Source organism: Sporomusaceae bacterium (genome assembly GCA_031460455.1).
In the GTDB taxonomy this organism is placed as follows: domain Bacteria; phylum Bacillota; class Negativicutes; order Sporomusales; family UBA7701; genus Anaeroselena.
The window spans coordinates 46,455-61,687 of the sequence record JAVKTQ010000003.1; the positions used below are offsets into that span (position 1 = coordinate 46,455).

The following is a 15,233-nucleotide window of genomic DNA, read 5'->3' on the forward strand; positions in this document are numbered from 1 at the left end:
AAGCCGAGAAGGTCATTGCTCTCGATGTGCGGGAATGGGCCGGCGGCGTCTGAGGCGGCGGCAATTGCGGGACGCCCCGCTACCCGTCCGTGCGACTGGGTAAACCTGAAAAGCCGGAGAATTACAATCAGACGGAACTCGACGGGGTTGGCGTCTATTATAAGCCGAGCTTGGCAGGCTTGTTCGGCAAAATTACGGTGAAGGTCGAAAAAATATTATTTGTTAAGTCGCTAGTGGCAACCGGCGAAAGGTGAGAGCCTTGTAGAGAAAGGCTTGCTTGGATAGTGTGATTTAACCATAAGTTTGTCGTTTGCGGCACGCTTATGGTTAAATTTTTTGGGGTATCGGTATTATACTTTCGGGATATTTTTGCCGTAGAATATCTCGGTCATTTCTTTTTTCAAGCGCTGCTTGATTTTCTTTTTTTCGCCGGGCAGCAGTTCTTTTTTCGCGGTTCCAAACAGATAATTATCCAGATCGAATTCTTTCAGGAGCATTTTTGTGTGGAAGATGTTTTCCTGGTATACATTAACGTCAATCATTTGATAAAGGTCGCGGGTTTCTTTGGCGATGTAGTTCTGGATGGAGTTGATTTTATGGTCGATAAAGAACTTTTTGCCGTTTATGTCTCTGGTGAAGCCTCTCACCCGGTAGTCGGCGATTACTATATCGGAGCTGAAGCAGCTGATTAAGTGGTTGAGGGCCTTGAGGGGGGAAATCTCGCCGCAGGTGGAAACATCGATGTCGGCCCGGAAAGTGCTGATGCCTTTGTCAGGGTGGCTTTCCGGGTAGGTGTGGACGGTAATATGGCTTTTGTCGAGATGTGCTGCTATGTCTTCCCCCCCAGCCGTAGTTTCTTGCAAGGTTTCTTCGTCGGCTGCGCCGGGGTTGTTCTTGCCTTCGGAAATGAGCATGGTCACGCTGGCGCCCTGCGGCTCGTAGTCCTGGCGGGCGATATTGAGGATATTCGCCCCGATTATGTCGGCCACTTCGGTCAGGATGGCTGTCAATCTTTCGGCGTTGTATTCCTCGTCGATATAGGCGATATATTCGTTGCGGTGATGTATGCTTTTGGCGTAACAAATGTCGTACATGTTAAAACTGAGGGTTTTTGTAAGATTGTTAAAGCCGTATAATTGCAGTTTCTTGAGCGCTTTAATCTCCAATATCAATCACCTTCGCTATATAATAAATTCCCATTCTTTATTATAATGCAAGTTTGCGCATAAGTTGTTAAAAATAAGTAAATATACGATAATGGCTGGCAAATAGTACGTTTTTCCACCATGTTAGGGTAACGGCAGTCATTTTTCGACGAGCCGGCGGCGGCGGCGGCCGAGGACATTCGGCTGCCATTTCGACGGCAAGTTTATGCTCTTTTCGATTTTGCCGGAAAAGGGTATAATCGAAAAAAGGGCTATGTCTTGCGGCAGATCGACTGCTTCGCCGCTGAGGCCGGTTTACTGCGAAACAGGGTAAATTTGTTGACTTGACCGTTTTTGTAGGCGTATAGTTAAAATCATAACTGATGAACAATTGAGCCGCCTAGTCGGCGTTTGGCGATTCCCGAGCCTTGAAGTTGAAAGGAGGGGTTATGTTTGGCCAAGCACAGCGAGATAATGAAACAGGTTTTCGCGCATATGTGGGGGTTGGTCGTTGTCGATCATTTATCCCGCATTGTTTTTATGGAAGAGAAGTACGCGCGGTCCAGGGGTTACGACCCGGAAGCGGTTATCGGGTGCAACATCAAGGATGTCGTGCCGACAAGTAAGCTGCCTCTTGTGATTGAATCCGGCAAGCCGATATTGGGAGATGTATTTTACCATCAGGGAAAGCCGTTGATCGTCAACCGGATTCCGCTGGTGAAGGACGGCGTCATTATCGGCGCCATGTCTTTTCAGGTGTTTGAGGTTGCTGAAAAGCTGTTTGAATCTATCAAGGAACTGCAAAGCCAGCTTGACTACTATAAAGAAAAGGTCAAAAAATATTCCGGGGTGCGTTATTCGTTGGCCGATATCATCGGGGCCAGCGGGGCCGCTGTGGAGATCCGCGCGGCGATACTCAAGGCGGCGTCCGCGAACTCCACCGTGCTGATTCAGGGGGAAACAGGCACCGGTAAGGAGTTGGTGGCCCATGCCCTGCATCAGGAAAGCCACCGGGCCTATTATCCCTTTGTCAAGCTTAATTGCGCGGCCATCCCTCAGGAGCTTATCGAATCGGAACTGTTCGGCTATGAAGAAGGGGCCTTTACCGGGGCGAGAAAGTCCGGGAAGAAAGGCAAGTTCGAGCAGGCCGACAAGGGGACGCTGTTTTTGGATGAGATAAGCCAGCTGTCGCCGGCGGCCCAGGCGAAGCTGCTGCGGGTGCTGCAGGAGAAGGAGATCGAACGGGTGGGCGGCTCGGATTCGATACCTGTCGATGTCCGGATCGTGGCGGCCACGAACGACAGTTTGGAAGAGCTGGTCAAGCGGGGGACTTTTCGTTCGGATCTGTTTTTCCGGCTGAACGTTATTCCGATCAAGCTGCCGCCCCTGCGCGAGAGAAGAGCGGATATACCGCTGTTCGTGGAAAAGTTCGCGGAAAAATACGGGGACCAGGCGGGGTTGGGGACGGTGTCCGTAGCCCCGGAGGTGTTGGGACTGATCATGAAATACGATTGGCCGGGGAATATCCGCGAACTGGAGCATGCCGTGGAAAGGGCGATCAATCAGTGCAATTGCAATTTTCTTGAAGAGCGGCACTTCGCGTGGCTGGCGCCGAAGATAGAAAGCAGGGGTCAGCTGTCAGCCGGGCGCGGTATCCAGGAAGCGAAGGCGGCCACCGAAAAGGAGATGATCCTGAACGCCTTGCGCACAACGCAGGGAAATAAAAAGAAAGCCGCGGAGCTGCTCGATATCGCCCGACCCTTGCTGTATCAAAAAATGCGCCGGCTGGGAATAGGCTAACGATAATATTGTGTAAGTATAAAGAAACAGTGTAAGCGACAGCTTACACTGTTTCTTTTCGGCCGTTTATCGGGTCTGCTAGCAACTTATTTAATATTCGCACAGTTTTGTGTAATTTTTCGCTTACATTTTTGGCGGCTGCTGATTCATTCACTGTCAACTAATTATCGGTGAAATTAGCGCGAATTTTCGGCCCGGCTGAAAGTGCTTGCTGCTTGCTGTGACCGGCTTGGTTGTGCGAATCGGCCGCCGGATAAGGAGGGCTGAACGAATATTTTGTCTACATAAACTTGACGGTGGCACGACTTGTGCTATATATAGGTGCCAGCAACGCGTTGCAATAGGGCGTTATACCAGGGCACAGGCGACACTGTGCGGGTTAGCAGGCGCAATTATCAGAATATGGAGGAATCCAGATGGCGAAACAACAGAAAATCATCATTACCGCAGCAGTTACGGGGGCGACCCATACCCCGAGCCTTAGTCCCTATTTCCCGTCCACGCCGGAACAGATCATCGCCGATGCCGTCAAGGCCCATGAGGCGGGTGCGGCGGTCGTCCACGTCCATGCCCGCAATCCCGAGGATTGCAAGCCAACTTCCGATTTGGGGATTATGAAACATATCGTTTCTTCCATCAAAAAGCAGTGTAATGCTGTTGTGTGCGTTACTACCGGCGGCGCAGTGTGGATGTCCAAAGAGGAGCGCCTTGCTCCGGCGGTTGATCTGCAGCCGGAACTGGCTTCGTGCAATGCCGGGTCGGTGAACTTTGTATTCGCCGATCTCGCGGCGAAGTTGAAAAACCCGAAATATGACTGGGAGATTCCTCATCTGAAAGGTACGTACGACCTGATTTTCTCGAATACTTTTTCCGGCATGGAGTATTACATCGAGACGATGAACAAATACGACATCCGGCCCGAATTCGAGGTCTACGACGTAGGCATGATCAACAATATCGCTTATTTTTACAATAAGGGAATTGTGAAAAAACCGATATATATGCAGTTCGTTATGGGCATTCTGGGCGGCATTCCTGCTACGGTCGAGAATCTGGCCTATCTCGTCAAAACGGCCCGCGAACAGATTGGCGATTTCGTCTGGTCGTGCGCCGCCGCCGGCAAGGCCCAGTTCCCGCTTGTGACTGCGGCGCTGTGCATGGGCGGCAATGCCAGGGTCGGCCTGGAGGACAATGTTTATCTCAAGCCGGGGGTGCTGGCGAAGTCGAGCGCCGAACAGGTCATCCAGCTCAAAGAGATCGCCGAGCGACTGGGGCTGGCGGTAGCTACCGCCGACGAGGCCAGGACGATGCTCGCTCTCAAGGGGATCGATAAGGTCAATTATTAAGAATAACAGGGGGATTCTTATGCGCACGGCTATTTTGGGGGCAGGGGCGCTCGGGATTATCATCGGCGCGCTCATGACCAAGAACGGCAAACAGGTCGATCTGATCGATTCATATAAGGAGAATGTGGATGCGCTGAACGCCAACGGCGCCACGGTCACCGGCAACCTTAGCTTGCATCAGGCAGTTACGGCGCTTACGCCGGAGCAGATGACCGGAATGTACGATCTTGTTTTTGTCTTGACGAAACAGACGGCCAACGAAATCGCGTTAACGAAGTTGCTGCCGTTTCTTCACAAGGACAGTATCGTATGTACTTTACAGAACGGCGTTCCCGAAGATTCGGTAGCCGGCTTGGTGGGCAAAGAGCGGACAATCGGCGGCGCGGTCGGGTTCGGCGCCACCTGGCTCAGGCCTGGGGTGTCCGAGCTGACCTCGACTTTGGAGGCGGTCGAGAAGTTTGCCTTTGAGATTGGCGAGGTAGACGGAGTGTTGCGCCCGCGGCTGGAAAAAGTGAGAGAGATCCTCAGCGCGGCCGGGGGAACGACGATCCTGACCAATCTTATGGGTATCCGTTACACCAAGTTGCTGATGAACGCGACTTTCAGCGGCATGTCCGCGGCCCTTAACGGCACGTTCAGCGAGGTGCTGGCCAACCCGACCGCGATGGTTTGCGTGGCGCATATCGCCGATGAGGTGATAAAAGTGTGCCGGGGGTTGGGCTATAGCATGGTGGAGATGCAGGGGGTCGATTTCGGGTTCCTGGAGCTTAACAGCAAGACTGATATCCCGGCGAAGATGGATTTTTATAAAAAAGTCTGGGGGCGCCACAATAATAAGGCCAGTATGCTCCAGGACCTGGAAAAGGGTCAAAAGACGGAGATTGATTTTATTAATGGCGTTGTTTGCCGGGGCGGGCGCAAATGCGGTATTCTTACGCCATTCAACGATAAGGTGGTTGAGTTGGTGAAAGAAGCCGAAGCCAGGAAAGGAGTAAACGATTTTAGTTATCTTGCCAGATTCGCCGACATTATCGCCGCGGCCCAATAATATCGCGGCTTGGGCAAATAGCAATGCAATCCGAACGGAGGGAGGTGAGTGTAGTGGCCATAGCGTTACTATTCTGGGGATGCAGTATTTTGTTCGTTTTGGTGGTTGCTTTGATCCTGTGCCAGAAGATTGAGGCATCCGGCGTCAAGCGGTGGGGAGCGACGGGTAGCTTGTTCAGTTATGAAAAGGAGGAGGCGAAATAAATGAATTTGGATATTTCCTACATCATAGTTTTCAGCCTATATGTTATCTTTTTGGCCTGGACGACCTGGAAAAGCTCCCAACAGGTGGAAAGTCTGTCCGACTTCACCACCGGTGGACACCGGATGGGGCTGTTCCTCGGCGTGGGTACGTCGGTGGCTACCTGGGTCAGCGTAGCGTCCGTTATGGGTGTCCCCGGGTTTCTGTACCGCACCGGCGCGGCGGCGATTATCGGCTGGGTTGCGGGCTGGTTCCTGGCCACGGCGATCATGCCGATGCTTGCCTACAAGGTTAGGCGGCCGGATATTCCCGCGCGGACTTTCCCGGAATTTATCCGCATGCGTTACGAGCCTTTCCAGAAGGTTAGCAGTCTGCAAATTATCGTCGCCGTTCTTATGTTTATCGGTTATTTTATCTTTTCCCACCTGCAGGTGGTCGGTTTTGGCATCGTCTTCAATACTATTACCGGGATTCCTTACGAGTGGGCAATTTTCGGCTTCCTGGTATTTCTGCTCATGACGTGCATGGGCGGCTTCTGGTCGGTGGCGGCGACCGATACCGTCAACGCCATCCTGATTCTCATCGGCTTGGCGTTCGGCTTGGGCGCCGTGCTGACGGCGACGGGCGGCGTCGGCAATATTCTCGACGCGGTGGCCGTAACCACTGCCCCGGTCAACGTCGGCGGGCCGCCGATCAAGGCGGGGATTATGCTCACGCCTGAGGGCAGCTTCGGGTGGGGCGCCTTGATGGCGATTTTTATGGCTAACGCGCTGGGAGCTTCGGTAGCTCCGCACTGGATCGCCCGGTTCATGGCTCCCAAGAACGCCAAGGCGGCCGTGCTACAGATGATGTGGACGGTAATCGCGCTTATTCCCATATTTATCTGCCTGATAATCATCGGCCTCGGGGCCAAAGCACTGCTGCCCAGCCTGCCGGCCGGCAAGACGACCGACTATATCATGCCGCTTATCGTCCAGCAGTACGCTCCGCCGTTCGTGGGCGCCATGACTCTGATCGCCATTATGGCTGCCGCCGTATCCACGGCGAACTCGATGCTGCTCCACTGCGGGACATCCATTTATTACGATATTTACCGCGCCGTGTTCCCCAATCGCGAAATAAACGAAGCCAAGGCGACGAACCATCTGCGGATATCCGTATTCGTGCTTGGTATTCTGGCGGTCCTCAGCGCCATAAAGCCGCCAATGATGCTGGCCATGGGCTTCACGTACGTATACGGGGCGTTTGGAGCTGCGTTTATGTGGCCGGTCTGGTTCGGGCTTTTCTGGAAGAGGATGAACAGGGCCGGGGCGTATGCCGGCGTCTTCGTCGGCGCGGCCGTATATGTTATCGCGAAGATAATGGACGCTACGAACCCGTTTGCCGTTGGGGCCGCAGTGTCGCTTGTCGCCGTGCTGATCGTGGTATTCATGACCGACGCTCCGCCCAAGGAGGCTTACGAAGCGTATTTCGAAGCCGATGTGAGCCCGTCGACGCGCGAGGTTGCCATGCGTATCCGTCAGGAGTCCGACGAAGCGTCGCATGAGAAGGTTTCGCTTTCCGCCAGGCCGGCGGCAAAATAACAACAAGGAGACGAACTAGTTATGCGAGCCGCAATTATCGGTGTGGGGTCTCTGGGAACGATCATCGGGGCATTGATGAATCATAAGGGGAAAAGCGTTGATCTGATTGACGCCAGCAAGGAGAATGTGGCGGCGCTCAATGCCGCCGGCGCGACGATCACGGGCTTTATGGAGCTGAATGTACCGGTGCGGGCGTATACGCCGGAGCAAATGACCGGGAAGTACGATCTGGTGTTCCTGCTGAACAAGCAGACGACCAACCCCGTGGTATTGAAAAATTTGCTGCCTTTTTTGCATGAGGAAAGCATCGTTTGCACACTGCAGAACGGTATTCCCGAAGAAAGTGTGGCCGAGACCGTGGGACGCCAGCGGACCATCGGCGGGGCGGTAGGATTTGGCGCCACCTGGCTGAAACCGGGCGTTTCGATGCTGACAACCACCCAGGAAGCGGTCCGGAAATTCGCCTTTGAAATCGGCGAACTGGATGGCGTCGTCCGTCCCCGCCTGACGGCGGTGCAAGGGTACCTGCAGTGTGTGGGAACTACGGAGATTCTGACGAATCTTACCGGTATCCGTTGGGCCAAGGTGTTGATGAATTCTACTTTCAGCGGTATGTCGGCCGCTTTGGGGTGCACGTTCGGGGACGTGCTGGCCGATCCGAAGGCCATGACCTGCCTGGCATTCATCGCTGACGAGTGTATCAAAGTCAGCCATGCGCAGGGGGTCCAGATGGCGAAAATGCAGGGGGAGGATATGGAATCCTTCGAATTTGAGGATCCCAGGGAAATCCCCGCGAAAATGCCTCTTTACAAAAAAATATGGGGGCAGCATGTCAAACTGAAGGCCAGTATGCTGCAGGATCTCGAAAAGGGGCGCGACTGCGAGATCGACTATATCAACGGGATCGTCTGCCGGAAAGGGCGCGAAAGCGGTGTTCCGACTCCCTTCAACGACAAAGTCGTCGAGTTGGTAACCGAAGCCCAGAATAGAAGAGGGGTAAACGATTTCAGCTACTTGAGCCGTTTCGACGCGCTGCTAGAACAATATGCGAAGGGCATCCAAGTGACACTGTGAGAAGCGGAGAAGCCGGAGGAATCCGGCTTCTCCGGTTATTAAACAATCGGGAGGATATGATGGACAAAGTTAGGGCGATAAGCCAAGCCCTCGCGGCGGTTAAGGCCGGCATGACAGTGATGATCGGCGGTTTTCTTGCCGTGGGGACGCCGGAGCGATTAATAGACGCATTGCTGCAGAAAGGCACGGATGGGCTTACCGTGATTGCCAACGATACCGCGACGCCGGAAAAGGGAATCGGCAAGCTGGTCGTGGCGAGAAGGCTGAAGCGGGCTGTTGTATCCCATATCGGTACTAATCCCGAGACGGGCCGGCAGATGAATAACGGCGAGCTTAGTGTCGAGCTTGTGCCCCAGGGCACGCTCGCGGAGCGGATTCGCGCCGGCGGCGCCGGCCTTGGCGGTATTCTCACGCCGACGGGTATCGGTACTTCGGTCGCCGACGGGAAAGAAGCGATTAAGGTAGATGGCAGGGATTATCTTCTGGAAAAGCCGCTGAAGGCCGATGTGGCGCTGCTGAAGGCGTATATGGCGGATACCGCCGGCAATCTGGTATTCCGCCGGTCGGCCCGCAATTTCAATCCGCTGATGGCGACGGCGGCCGATGTTGTTATCGTGGAAGCAGAATTGATCGTCGACGCAGGGCAGATAGACCCGGATGAGGTGATGACGCCCGGAATATTCGTCGACTATATTGTACAAGGGTAGGGGGCGGAGAGATGGATGCCAAGACCGTAATCGCTAAAAGGGTGGCACAAGAGTTCAAGGATGGCTATGTCGTCAATCTGGGCATCGGTATCCCTACATTGGCGGCCGATTTCCTGCCGGCCGGCGTGGAAGTCATCCTGCAGTCGGAAAACGGGTTTGTCGGGCTGGCTCCCTTGCAGGGACGGGCTGATGAGGATTTGACAAATGCGGGCGGGAAGCCGGTTTCGATCGCCGCCGGCGGCGCCGTGTTCGACAGCGCCATGTCGTTCGCGATCATCCGCGGCGGCCACGTGGATGTGACCGTGCTCGGGGCGTTGGAGGTCGACCAGGAGGGAAACCTGGCTAACTGGATGGTGCCGGGGAAACTGGTGCCAGGCATGGGCGGGGCGATGGATCTCGTGTCGGGGGCTAAAAGGGTGGTCGTCGCTATGGAGCATACGGCTAAAGACGGGCTTCCGAAGATATTGAGGAAATGCACTCTGCCGCTGACGGGCAGCAGGGTGGTGGATATTATCGTTACGAACCTGTGCGTTTTCGCGGTGACGGATAAGGGGCTTTTGCTCAAAGAGTTGGCTCCGGGCGTGACGGCCCAGGATGTAAGTGCAAATACTGCGGCCGAGTTTGCCATCGCTGACGATTTATCCATCATGCGGCTGGATTGACGCTTGCAATCCCGGCAAAAAGGACTTAGATGCTAAGGCGGTGAGAGAGTTGGACGCTGGGGAGAATTCTACGGTTCTGGCGAAATTCTTCGCGGCTCTGCCGGTTGTGAAGGAGCTTGTCCGCGGCGATATTACGATGGCGGTATGTGACCGGGAAAAGTATATATTCAGCCTGATAAACCCCAAAATAGATACCGGGGTTCAGGCGGGAATGCCGCTGAAGCCCGGTACGGCCATCGTCAAGGCGATGGACGAAGGAAGGGTCGTCCATATGCGCGGGGACAAGGAAAAATTCGGCGTACCCTATATCGGGGCCGCGGCCCCGATATTTTCGGAAGATGGCCGGGTAGTCGGGGCGGTGGCTTTCGTCGAGTCGGTGGACCTTCAAGATACGATGACTGATTTGGCGGCGGAGCTTTCAAAAGCACTAGGTACAATCGCCAGTACTACGGAGGAGGTCTCGGCGCAGACTCAGGAGGTCGCGGCTGCCTGCAAGGCGCTGGTCCGATTGTCGCACGACTCGGGGGCCAGGGTCCAGGAAACAGCACAAGTGCTGGAGATAATAAAAAACGTCGCCGGGCAGACAAACCTGCTCGGCCTCAACGCCGCCATAGAGGCCGCCCGCGTGGGCGAGCAGGGGCGCGGTTTTGCGGTGGTTGCCGACGAGATCAGGAAACTCGCCGATAATTCGGCAGCATCGGTTAAAAAAATTGCCGATATTATAAAAAGTATTCAGGCCGATAGCGAGCATAATCAAGAGAAACTGGCCAATATCGATGAGATGAGTTCCCAGATTGCCGCGGCCATCAGTCATGTGGCTGAGGCAGTGCAGGCGGTCGGCGCGACGGCCGCCAAATTGGATCAGGTGGCGGAAGGCTTGAAGATGAAAAGTTAGGATCTCTGTGATGCGAGTCAGATAACTCCGTTAAAGAGCCCCGTCCGCCTTTCCGGCGGCCGGGGCTCTTGCTGGTTTAGCATTCTGGAGCAGGCAAGGCATTCCGGTCGACTTTGCCGCTGAAATTGAGCGGCAGGCGGTCGAGCTTTATGATGTGGGCAGGAATCATATAATCCGGCAGGTGGCGCGTTAGCGATTTCATCAGATCCCCGGCTGTGACGCTTGGAAAACTCATTTTCCATCAGGACAAGCAGCTCGGCCAAATCGAGAGAATCCGGTTTTAAATCTTCAACCAGCATAGTGCCCGGTTCCATGTCGGCTGGGGAGAATTTGCCTTTTTTCAGTTCAATAATTATCCCCCTCAACTTGTCAAAAGCGGTCACGGTATTGTTGCCTCCTGTGGTGAAATTGCATATTAAACAAAAAATGCCGCAAAGTTGCTTTTCTATTGCCTCTCTCCATTGAGAGGCTTTTTCCTGCGAGCGTGTTATAATGGGGGAGAGTGCGTAAAAGAAATTAAAATAAAGCCAATAGGAGAAAAAGATAGTGCGAAATGCCCGGACTTTATTGCAGAAATATTACGGCTACGCCGATTTTCGCCCAGGACAGGCCGAGATAATCAACAGCCTGACGAATGGTACCGATACTTTGGCCGTTATGCCGACAGGCGCCGGGAAGTCGCTGTGCTACCAACTGCCGGCGCTGATGCTGCCGGGGATAACTATCGTTGTTTCGCCGCTGATCTCGCTGATGAAAGACCAGATCGACGCTCTTCATGAGGTGGGCATTCCGGCCGCTTATATCAATAGTTCGTTGACCGGCGCCCAGGTGAATGAACGCCTCTATAACACGCGAATGAACCGGTACAAGCTGCTATACGTTGCCCCGGAACGTCTGGAATCGGAGTACTTTCAGTCGGCTATCCAGGCGCTGGCGATATCGCTGCTGGCTATCGACGAAGCTCACTGTATTTCGCAGTGGGGGCATGATTTTCGCCCCAGTTACCGGGCCATCGGGCCGTTTATCGGCCGGTTGGCCAGCCGCCCCGTCATCGGCGCCTTCACCGCAACCGCCACTGACAGTGTCAAGCAAGATATCATCGAGCTGCTGGGGCTGCATAAGCCGGCTACTTACTATACCGGCGTCGACCGCGCCAATCTTTCGTTCGCCGTCAGCCGCGGCGAGAACAAGAAAGATTTTGTGCTGAAATATGTTGCCGCCAATAAGGGTAAGTCAGGGATAATTTACGCCGCAACCCGCAAAGAGGTCGACAATCTTTATGCCGTTTTACGCAAAGCCGGCTGGCCGGCGGGAAAATATCACGCCGGACTGGGCGACGACGAGCGGCGGAAAAGCCAGGAGGCTTTTATCCGCGACGATATAAGCGTGATGGTGGCCACAAATGCGTTCGGTATGGGCATCGATAAGCCCGATGTGCGCTATGTCATCCATTTCAATATGCCTAAGAATATGGAATCATACTATCAGGAGGCCGGGAGGGCCGGCCGGGACGGTGAACCGGGCGAGTGCATCTTGCTGTTCGGCGCGCAGGATATCCAGCTGCAAAAGTTTCTGATCGAGCAGTCGGTGGCCGACAGCGAGCGAAAAGCCGGCGAATTCGGCAAGCTGAAATTTATTGTGGACTATTGCCATACACCCGCCTGTCTCAGGCGGTACATTCTGGAGTATTTCGGCGAACGGGCGGCTGCCGATGAATGCGGCAATTGCAGCAACTGCAACGACGGCAAGGATCTTGTCGATATAACCGTCGAGGCGCAGAAGGTGCTTTCGTGCGTTGTGCGCCTGAAGGAACGTTATGGCATCAACCTGGTCGCCGATGTGCTGAAAGGCGCCAAGAACAGAAAAGTCCGCGAGTTGGGCGCCGAGACGCTGTCTGTCTATGGCCTGCTTAAAGAGTACAGCCTGCAGGAAGTAAAAGATTTGATCAACCGGCTGATTGCCACCGGCTATCTCTGCCTGACGGAAAGTGAGTATCCGGTGGTGAAAATGACCGGTGAAGGCGCAGCGGTATTGAGAGACGGGGCAAGGGTATGGCAGAAGGCGGCTAAAAGGCAGCGGGCAACAGCGAAGGACAATTCTTTGTTTGAATTGCTGCGGGTATTGCGCAAGGCGATCGCCGACAGGCTGGGGGTGCCGCCTTATGTGGTATTCGCCGATAGTACGCTGCGGGAGATGTGCGAGTATTGCCCGACTGACCGCCAGGCCCTGCGTTTGGTCAAGGGGGTTGGCGAAAGCAAACTGGAACGCTATGGCGAAGAATTCTTACAGGTCATCAGGCAATATTGCGCCGAGCACAATCCGTCGCTCTGCCCCGCACCGACAAAAGCGGCAGGTACTGGCGATAAGGATGGCGAGGCTCCCAGTCATGTCGTCACGCTGGGTTTGTACCAGGCGGGACAGTCGCTTGCGGCGATTGCCGCCCAGCGCAAGTTGAAGCTGCTGACCGTGCAGGACCACCTGATGCGGTGCAGCTTGGAAGGTTATGCGATAGACTGGTCGGCGTTGATCCCGGCCCGGTATGAGGAATTGATTGTCGCCAAGATTGACGAATTGGGAGTTGCCAAGCTTAAGCCGCTCAAAGAGGCGTTGCCTGAGGAGGTCGACTACGCCGCCATCAAGGCGACAATATGTAAACACAGAAAAGGTCTGCTACCGTCCGGGGGGAAATAAAACGGCGTGATTTGCGGGGGCGCCGGGCGTATAATGAGAATAAGGCGGATTGGAAGTAATCTACTAAAATGATGAGGGGCGTGCTTATTTTATGACAAGCGGGAAAACGAAAAAAGTATCACCATCTATCGATGAATGGCTCAAAGAAGCAAAGGCTCATCCGGCGGCTTTGCAGGCAGGAATGATTTTGGTCCATAATGGCGTTGTCCGCCAGACGCCCAAGGCCCAGGTTCGCCAGGGGATTAATGACGGCTCGATGGTGAAGGGAATGGAGTTCGCGTACGATGCCGCCAAGGTCGATGCCGCGATTGCTGAAACCTATAAGCTGGCGGGTATTTTCTATATTAAGGTGTGGCTGAATGAAGGCCAGCTTGACCTGGGAGATGACATCATGTATGTGCTGATCGCCGGCGATATAAGGCCGCATGTTGTCGATGCGCTGCAATTCCTGGTGCAGAAGATCAAGACAGAGTGTGTTACGGAAATCGAGCAGAAGCAGTAATGGATATCCGCAGGAGGATGCCATGCCGGCCTGATTTTTACATATGAGATTACGCGGGTAATTACTGGGGGGAACTTGTTTTGACGCCACTAAAGAAGGTGGCCATTTTTCTTATGATTATCGGTGTGGAGAAAGGCCAGAGCGTCATTGGGTTGATGGATAACAGCGAGATCAAAGCCGTTGTTACCGAGATTCGGGGGCTGACAGCGGTTTCCCGGGAAACGCAGGCTAGTATTTCGGCTGAGTTTAAAGAGCTGGGTTATGAAGATAATATGAGCCCTTCCGAAGCGCTGACTGTTATCAGGTTTCTGTTTGACGGCCGCAAGATCGGCGGTTATCAGAGCCGATATTTACGGTTGGGGAAAGACCAGTGAAGATAATAATCAGTTGCGAATTAGCCGAGAGAAATGAAATGAGCGCATTCCAAAAAAACAAAAAAATATTTTTAAATGTGGAATGAACAAACATAACGAGCGCTGATGACAATATATAATTTTCTGTTATAATGAGATATAGTGAACTGGATAACCAGGCAATTATCTGATTTGCCGGCAGTGGTTATATTGTTGTGCAGGCATAGGAGATTTTTTAGCACTCGTGGCGTACTTTGAATGCGGAGGCAAGCTGGCGTGAGAAAAAACGAAGAGGCAAAATATCAGATTCAGGCCTTGGTAAAAGGATTGCATGTGCTTGAGTGTTTCAAGGACAGCGACGCATTCGGCGTAACGGAGCTTGGGCAGATTGTGGGTCTGCCGGAGAGCAGCGTGCAAAGGATTGTTAATACCCTTGAATTGATGGGGCATATATATCAAAACCCGGAGAATCGCAAATACAGGTTGTCTCCCAAAGTGCTGCAGGTTTTCGGCAAATGCGGCAATTTCCTGCGGTGGAAGGAGCAGGCCAGAAAACATATGGTGGCCATCAACGAGGAGTTCGGCGAAGGCGTCAATTTGGCGGTGCGCGACAATGATATGTGCTCGTATATTGAGTTGGTGGAGTCGAAGCACCTGCTGCGGCCGAATTTTACGTTGGATGACAGCTATCCTCTTCACTGCACTTCGCTGGGACGCAGTCTGTTGTGCGACCTTTCCGACGAGGCTATTAAGACGATCCTGCCCAATGTGCTGGAACCTCTCACGCCATTTACAACAGTGGACATACCGAAGGTACTGGAAAAAATTAAAGAGATCAAAGAAAATAAATATTCGGTGGACGACGAGGAGTTTTATCTCGGTCTTTGCTGCGTAGGGGGGCCGGTGTTCGGCGTCGGTAACAAGGTTGTTGCGTCTATAAGCGTGACAGCTCCGAAAGTAAGAATGACGCCGGATGTGATAGAGCGAATTATCCCCGCCGTAATTGACGCGGCCCAGAAAATCGGCGAGGATTTCAGAAGGATTTTCGCATGATCCCATAATTTCCTGAAGAGTATATTGAAATATAACAGACCCGATTTGCCGGATCGTTTCGATCCGGCTTTTTCATGTGGCGGCTGCGGGGGGGGGGGGGCTGTTGCTGACCTGGCATCTACCGCGGCAATTGCGGAATGTATTCCGAAATTGTCGTGAACGCAATCTGATAA

The 15,233-nt window shown here is 53.6% G+C and carries 15 protein-coding genes; 13 read left to right on the plus strand and 2 right to left on the minus strand.

The features are described from left to right. Positions 1–89: 89 nt before the first annotated feature. Positions 90–254 (plus strand): hypothetical protein, encoded by a 165-nt coding sequence (locus tag RIN56_06980; GenBank protein MDR7866549.1) that lies wholly within the window; start codon positions 90–92, stop codon positions 252–254. A 96-nt stretch (positions 255–350) separates the two neighbouring features. On the opposite strand, the gene speD is transcribed toward RIN56_06980, so the two are convergent. Further along, positions 351–1,166 carry an adenosylmethionine decarboxylase gene (gene speD / locus RIN56_06985; GenBank protein MDR7866550.1) on the minus strand — a complete coding sequence of 272 codons (816 nt, stop codon included), beginning with the start codon at positions 1,164–1,166 and terminating at the stop codon, positions 351–353. A gap of 432 nt (positions 1,167–1,598) precedes the next feature. On the opposite strand from speD, the gene RIN56_06990 reads away from it, so the two are divergent. The 8 genes from RIN56_06990 to RIN56_07025 all read left to right on the plus strand — a co-directional run bounded on the left by RIN56_06990 (position 1,599) and on the right by RIN56_07025 (position 10,461). After that, positions 1,599–2,945: a sigma 54-interacting transcriptional regulator gene (locus RIN56_06990; GenBank protein MDR7866551.1), complete on the plus strand. Its 1,347-nt coding sequence runs from the start codon at positions 1,599–1,601 to the stop codon at positions 2,943–2,945. Positions 2,946–3,361: 416 nt separating this feature from the next. After that, the gene (locus tag RIN56_06995) at positions 3,362–4,291 is read left to right on the plus strand and encodes a 3-keto-5-aminohexanoate cleavage protein (protein MDR7866552.1); all 930 of its coding nucleotides are present in this window, start codon (positions 3,362–3,364) and stop codon (positions 4,289–4,291) included. A gap of 19 nt (positions 4,292–4,310) precedes the next feature. Continuing rightward, entirely contained in the window at positions 4,311–5,339 is a 1,029-nt protein-coding gene (locus RIN56_07000) for a ketopantoate reductase family protein (GenBank protein ID MDR7866553.1), read from the plus strand. A 203-nt stretch (positions 5,340–5,542) separates the two neighbouring features. Further along, the gene (locus RIN56_07005; GenBank protein ID MDR7866554.1) at positions 5,543–7,123 is read left to right on the plus strand and encodes a sodium:solute symporter family protein; all 1,581 of its coding nucleotides are present in this window, start codon (positions 5,543–5,545) and stop codon (positions 7,121–7,123) included. A gap of 21 nt (positions 7,124–7,144) precedes the next feature. Further along, on the plus strand, positions 7,145–8,197 hold the full coding sequence (locus RIN56_07010) for a ketopantoate reductase family protein (protein ID MDR7866555.1): 1,053 nt from the start codon (positions 7,145–7,147) through the stop codon (positions 8,195–8,197). A 59-nt stretch (positions 8,198–8,256) separates the two neighbouring features. After that, positions 8,257–8,904 carry a CoA transferase subunit A gene (locus RIN56_07015; protein ID MDR7866556.1) on the plus strand — a complete coding sequence of 216 codons (648 nt, stop codon included), beginning with the start codon at positions 8,257–8,259 and terminating at the stop codon, positions 8,902–8,904. A gap of 11 nt (positions 8,905–8,915) precedes the next feature. Then, positions 8,916–9,566: a 3-oxoacid CoA-transferase subunit B gene (locus tag RIN56_07020; GenBank protein ID MDR7866557.1), complete on the plus strand. Its 651-nt coding sequence runs from the start codon at positions 8,916–8,918 to the stop codon at positions 9,564–9,566. 40 nt (positions 9,567–9,606) lie between these two features. Further along, positions 9,607–10,461 (plus strand): methyl-accepting chemotaxis protein, encoded by an 855-nt coding sequence (locus tag RIN56_07025; GenBank protein MDR7866558.1) that lies wholly within the window; start codon positions 9,607–9,609, stop codon positions 10,459–10,461. 17 nt (positions 10,462–10,478) lie between these two features. Here the strand turns inward: RIN56_07025 and RIN56_07030 are convergent, their stop codons facing one another. Then, on the minus strand, positions 10,479–10,844 hold the full coding sequence (locus RIN56_07030; GenBank protein ID MDR7866559.1) for a hypothetical protein: 366 nt from the start codon (positions 10,842–10,844) through the stop codon (positions 10,479–10,481). A 184-nt stretch (positions 10,845–11,028) separates the two neighbouring features. Between RIN56_07030 and recQ the strand changes: the two genes are divergently transcribed. From recQ to RIN56_07050, 4 genes are all read left to right on the plus strand, one after another. Beyond that, on the plus strand, positions 11,029–13,152 hold the full coding sequence (gene recQ / locus RIN56_07035; protein ID MDR7866560.1) for a DNA helicase RecQ: 2,124 nt from the start codon (positions 11,029–11,031) through the stop codon (positions 13,150–13,152). Between the two features lie 91 nt (positions 13,153–13,243). Beyond that, a complete protein-coding gene (locus tag RIN56_07040) occupies positions 13,244–13,654 on the plus strand; it encodes a molybdenum cofactor biosynthesis protein MoaE (GenBank protein MDR7866561.1) in 411 nt (136 codons plus the stop codon). 80 nt (positions 13,655–13,734) lie between these two features. Further along, positions 13,735–14,028 (plus strand): hypothetical protein, encoded by a 294-nt coding sequence (locus RIN56_07045; protein MDR7866562.1) that lies wholly within the window; start codon positions 13,735–13,737, stop codon positions 14,026–14,028. A gap of 255 nt (positions 14,029–14,283) precedes the next feature. Continuing rightward, positions 14,284–15,060, plus strand: coding sequence for an IclR family transcriptional regulator (locus RIN56_07050; protein MDR7866563.1), 777 nt, complete (start codon positions 14,284–14,286; stop codon positions 15,058–15,060). The last annotated feature ends 173 nt before the right edge of the window (positions 15,061–15,233 follow it).

Excerpts from the sequence above, each read along its gene's own strand:
- RIN56_07005 (MDR7866554.1), top strand. The coding sequence starts at position 5,543 with ATGAATTTGGATATTTCCTACATCATAGTTTTCAGCCTATATGTTATC.
- RIN56_07010 (MDR7866555.1), top strand. The coding sequence starts at position 7,145 with ATGCGAGCCGCAATTATCGGTGTGGGGTCTCTGGGAACGATCATCGGG.
- RIN56_07015 (MDR7866556.1), top strand. The coding sequence starts at position 8,257 with ATGGACAAAGTTAGGGCGATAAGCCAAGCCCTCGCGGCGGTTAAGGCC.
- RIN56_06995 (MDR7866552.1), top strand. The coding sequence starts at position 3,362 with ATGGCGAAACAACAGAAAATCATCATTACCGCAGCAGTTACGGGGGCG.
- RIN56_07000 (MDR7866553.1), top strand. The coding sequence starts at position 4,311 with ATGCGCACGGCTATTTTGGGGGCAGGGGCGCTCGGGATTATCATCGGC.
- RIN56_07040 (MDR7866561.1), top strand. The coding sequence starts at position 13,244 with ATGACAAGCGGGAAAACGAAAAAAGTATCACCATCTATCGATGAATGG.
- RIN56_07020 (MDR7866557.1), top strand. The coding sequence starts at position 8,916 with ATGGATGCCAAGACCGTAATCGCTAAAAGGGTGGCACAAGAGTTCAAG.